Genomic DNA, 4,783 nt, shown 5'->3' on the forward strand with positions numbered 1-4,783 from the left:
GGTAGGGCCGTTTTACGTGATGTCGGCCGAGCCTGGCGATACGCTGGCTGTGCACATCAAACGCCTCCGGCTCAACAGGGACTATGCAGACAGTCTCGACAGCATCGTGGGGCCAGCGCTTGGCCAGTCGCTCGCGGGTAAGGCGCAGGAGCTGGGCAAGCCGGTGCGCTGGAAGCTGGATCTCGCCAGGGGGCTCGCCACTCCCGCGACGGCGTCACCGGCGCTGGCGAACTACAGCGTGCCGGTACAGCCGATGCTGGGTGGCATGGCGGTGGCACCGGGTTTTGGTACGCCCRCCATGTCGACGGGCGATACGGGGCGGTTCGGCGGGAACATGGACTTCAACCAGGTCGTTGAAGGCAACACGGTGTACCTGCCGGTGTACCAGCCTGGCGCGCTGTTGTACTTCGGTGATGCGCACGCCCTGCAAGGCGACGGTGAGACATCCCAATATGCGCTGGAGACTTCGATGGATGTCGAGGTTTCCGTCGACGTGATCAAAGGAAAAGCGGTGCAGATGCCTCGCGTCGAGTCGCCGACCCGGATCATGGTGCTGGGGCAGGCCGGATCCATCGACGAAGCGACGCGGGCCGCAACCACCGGCCTGGTCAAGTGGCTAGCGCAGGACTACGGACTGACGCTCTCCGAGGCCGCACAGGTACTGGGCAGCTCCGTCCATTATACGGTCGCCAATCTCGCCGGCAGGAGTGTCGGCGTGGCCGCGAGCCTGGATAAAGTCTTGCTTTCACAGCTGGTGAAACCCGCTCAGCCGTGACTGTTGCGTCCTCGACACAGGTTTCTTCAAGACGACACCCATGGCCTGCGTTAGCGTTCCCTGGCTAATACCCCGGCGCCTGGCCATGGGCGCTGTCGTTCATTACCTGGCAGCCGGCTGGCATGCGGGCTGCCCCATCGGGACAGCCCATGAATGCGACTGCGAAGCTCCAGGAACTCGGCCAGAGTCTTTGGCTGGATAACATCTCCAGGAACATGATCGACACCGGTCTTCTCGAGACGTACATACGCGACTTCTCGATCACCGGTCTGACCTCGAATCCCTCCATCTTCACCAAGGCGGTGGCTGGTGGTTCGGACTACGACGCCCAGATCGCCAGCGAGCGGGCAACGGGTGCAACGCCTGAAGAAATCGTGTTCCGCCTCATGGTCCAGGATCTTCGTCGCGCCGCCGACCTTTTCGCGCCGATCCACGCGAAGACATCCGGGATGGACGGATGGGTGTCCATCGAGGTGTCGCCGTACCTTCTCAACGACGCGAAGGGCTCGCTGGACTGGGCGCAACGGTTGCATGCGCAGATGGATCGCCCCAATGCCTTCGTGAAGATTCCCGGCTCGCCGCAAGGTGCCGTCGCGATCGAGGAGGCGATCTTCGAGGGCATCGCGATCAACGTGACGCTGTTGTTCTCCCGCGACCAGTACCTGGCCGTGGCGGAGGCCTATATGCGCGGTATCGAGCGACGCATCCTTGGCGGTCTCGATCCCAAGGTCCGTTCGGTGGCGTCGGTGTTCGTCAGTCGCTGGGATGCGGCAGCGGCGAAGCAGGGGCGTGCCGACCTGCGCAACCGTCTCGGCCTTGCCGTGGCGGCGGATGTCTGGGACGCCTACCAAGGCGTGCTCGCCTCCGAGCGCTGGAAGACGCTGGCCTCGGCCGGAGCCATGCCACAAACCCTTCTCTGGGCCAGCACGGGGGTGAAGGATCCCGAAGCCGACGACACGCTCTACATTACGGCGCTGGCGGCGCCGGACACTATCAACACCATGCCGGACGCGACGCTGCGCGCGTTTGCCGACCACGGCAAGGTGCCCGGCAAGGTGGCCCTCGACCGTGATGAAGGCGCTGCCGTGCGACGTACGGCCAATGAAGGCGGCCTCGATGTGAACGCGCTGGCGAGCCAGTTGCAGGTCGAGGGTGGTGCCGCTTTCGTGACGGCGTGGGACGAGCTGATCAGGCGCGTAGAGGGTAAGGTGACCGCCTAGCCCCCCGGAGCTGCCGGATGCTTGCATTTGAACAGGCGCGCGCATCCGAGGCAGCCATCCTCTCGGATCTCGCCTTCGCGTCAAAATCGTACTGGCCGTATTCGTCGGATCAACTGCAACGGTGGGCGTCGGACCTTAGGGTCACGTCCACCGGGATCGAACGTTGGCCGACCATGACGGCCCGTCTCGACGGCGCGTTGGCGGGTTTTTATCAGCTGCGGAGGCAGGCCGACGGCGCGGTCAGGCTCGAGCACTTCTGGCTTTTGCCCGCCTTCATCGGGAAGGGCTGGGGCAGGAGCATGCTGAACGACGCGGTCGAACGCGCCAGGGCACTTCGTGCCTCGAGGCTCTATATCGAGTCCGATCCGCACGCCGAGGCGTTCTATGTTGCGTGCGGGGCGGTGCGAGTCGGCGAGATTCCTGCGCCGATCGAAGGTGCGGAAGCACGGACGCTGCCGATCCTCACGATCAGCCTGAAACCCGCACGAGGCCCGGCCCGCCCGATGCACGATTGGCTGTGAAAACAGGGTGAATTTCCTCGCCAAAGGCGAGGATTTCGCAGGTTTTTTGTCTCAGGGGAGAACCGTTTGATAACGGTTTCTTGATGATATATTTGCCCGCTACGACAGCTAACCAGCCCGGTCATCATGAGTTCAAAAGCACCCCGTGCGTCGCGCTCGCGCGCGATGGATCAGCGCACGTCCATTGCGCTGGCCGCCGTTATTGTCTTTTTCGTCGTCAGCGGCGCACTCGCGTATCTGAACATCCGAACCATTCGCGACGGCAACCAGAAGGTCATCCAGTCTCAGCAGACGGTGACCGCGCTGAGCGACATCCTTTCCGCGGCCCAGGACGCGGAAACCGGTCAGCGTGGCTTCCTGCTGACGGGGAACGAGAGGTACCTCGAACCCTATCGCGCTGCCCTGGCGAGCATTCCTGCCCGTCTCGAATCCCTGAAACTGTCGACCCATGACAATGCCAGCCAGCAGGCTCGCCTGAAGGAACTGGCCGGCCGCCTGGACGACAAGCTCGGCGAGCTCAAGGAGACGATCGAGCTGCGCCGGACACGCAGCCTCGATGCGGCCCTGGCGGTTGTCAACAGCGATCGTGGCAAGGCCGCCATGGATGCCATCCGCGCGCAGCTGACCAATATGCAGGCCGAGGAATTTTCGCTTCGCGACAAGCGGGTCGTGGAAATGACCGCGGCCTATGGCAATGCACTCACCAGCGGGCTGCTCAGTGGTCTGCTTGGCGTGGCGCTGACCATTTTTGTCGCCGTGATGATTCGCAATGCGTCGCGTAGCCGGGTACGGGCAACCTGGCTGCAGGCCGGTCAGCTCGAACTGGCGGCCGTCATGGCCGGTGAGCAGGAGACGGAAACGCTTGGCGCGAACATCCTCGCCTTCCTCGCTCGATTCGTCGACGCCCAGGCAGGGGCTCTTTTCGTCAACACCGCCAACTTTTACGAGCGGATAGGCGTCTACGGCCTCGCGCCGGGTCACCATGTGGTCGAGCGCTTCCTGCCGGCCGAAGGGTTGCTCGGTCAGACCGCTGCCGAACGCCGCACCTTCGTCATCGACGACGTGCCGGAGGGCTACCTGGCCATCGGCTCGGCGCTGGGCCAGGACAAACCGCGTCATCTCGTCCTGTTGCCCACCGTGGTCGATGGCGAGGTCAACGGGGTGCTGGAGCTCGGCTTTTTCAGCGCCGTTGACGAGGATGTCATTTCGCTTCTCGAACAGGCCTCCTCCGCCATCGGCGTGGCACTCCGTTCGGCCACCTACCGGGCAGATCTTGGTCGTCTTCTGGAGGAGACGCGCCGGCAGTCCGATTCGCTGCAGGTGCAGGGCGAAGAGCTTCGCGTGTCCAACGAGGAGCTCGAGGAACAGAGCCGCGCGCTCAAGCAATCCCAGCACGAGCTCGAGCAGCAACAGGCCGAACTGGAACAGACCAACGCCCATCTGGAAGAGCAGGCGAACCAGCTCGAATTGCAGCGCGACGACCTCGCCCGGGCGAATGAAGTGATCGAGAACAAGGCGAAGGAAGTGCTGCGCGCGAGCCGGTACAAGTCGGACTTCCTCGCCAACATGTCCCACGAATTGCGGACGCCGCTGAACTCGGCGCTGATTCTCTCCAAGCTCCTTGCCGACAATCCGCGCGGCAACCTGACGGAAGAGCAAGTCAAGTTCGCCAATACCATCCATTCGTCCGGCAACGATCTGCTCACGCTGATCAACGATATCCTCGACCTGTCCAAGATCGAAGCGGGTCATATCGAGATTCATGCCGAGTCGCTCTCCGTCGACCGCATGATCAAGAGTCTTGTCCCGCAGTTCCAGCCGGTCGCCGAACAGAAAGGCCTGATCTTCGACGTATCGACGTCACCGGATTGCCCGCCTATCGTCGAGACCGATCGTCAGCGCCTGGAGCAGGTGCTCAAGAACCTGTTGTCCAACGCCTTCAAGTTCACCGAGCAGGGCAGCGTGCAGTTGCACGTATCGTGCGACGGCCATGGTGATTTCGTGTTCGCCGTTAGCGACACCGGCATCGGCATCTCGGTTGAACAGCAGACGCGTATCTTCGAAGCGTTCCAGCAGGCCGATGGCACGATCAGCCGCAAGTACGGCGGCACCGGCCTGGGCCTGTCGATTTCGCTGGAACTGGCGCGCCTTCTCGGCGGCAGCATCGCCGTCGACAGCCAGGTGGGCAGGGGCAGTACGTTCAGCCTGACGATTCCCCCGCTGCTCGGTGCCGTCCGCAGGCCACCGTCGACGGAGCCGGTCACGGC

General features: G+C 63.4%; 4 protein-coding genes. All 4 read left to right on the forward strand.

Annotated elements, in window-relative coordinates; translation table 11 throughout:
• A partial coding sequence (locus AC1DSN_RS18420) for an acetamidase/formamidase family protein (protein ID WP_477332110.1) occupies positions 1-775 on the forward strand: 775 nt, incomplete at its 5' end.
• 149 nt (positions 776-924) lie between these two features.
• A complete protein-coding gene (gene tal / locus AC1DSN_RS18425) occupies positions 925-1,995 on the forward strand; it encodes a transaldolase (protein ID WP_477298626.1) in 1,071 nt (356 codons plus the stop codon).
• A 17-nt stretch (positions 1,996-2,012) separates the two neighbouring features.
• Entirely contained in the window at positions 2,013-2,516 is a 504-nt protein-coding gene (locus AC1DSN_RS18430; RefSeq protein ID WP_477332112.1) for a GNAT family N-acetyltransferase, read from the forward strand.
• A gap of 126 nt (positions 2,517-2,642) precedes the next feature.
• A partial coding sequence (locus AC1DSN_RS18435) for a CHASE3 domain-containing protein (RefSeq protein WP_477332114.1) occupies positions 2,643-4,783 on the forward strand: 2,141 nt, incomplete at its 3' end.

The organism is Luteibacter sp. P4_D7_3 (assembly GCF_056401735.1).

Bases quoted from the DNA above. Each gene is read 5' to 3' on its own strand.
- tal (WP_477298626.1), top strand. From the start codon at position 925: ATGAATGCGACTGCGAAGCTCCAGGAACTCGGCCAGAGTCTTTGGCTG.
- AC1DSN_RS18430 (WP_477332112.1), top strand. From the start codon at position 2,013: ATGCTTGCATTTGAACAGGCGCGCGCATCCGAGGCAGCCATCCTCTCG.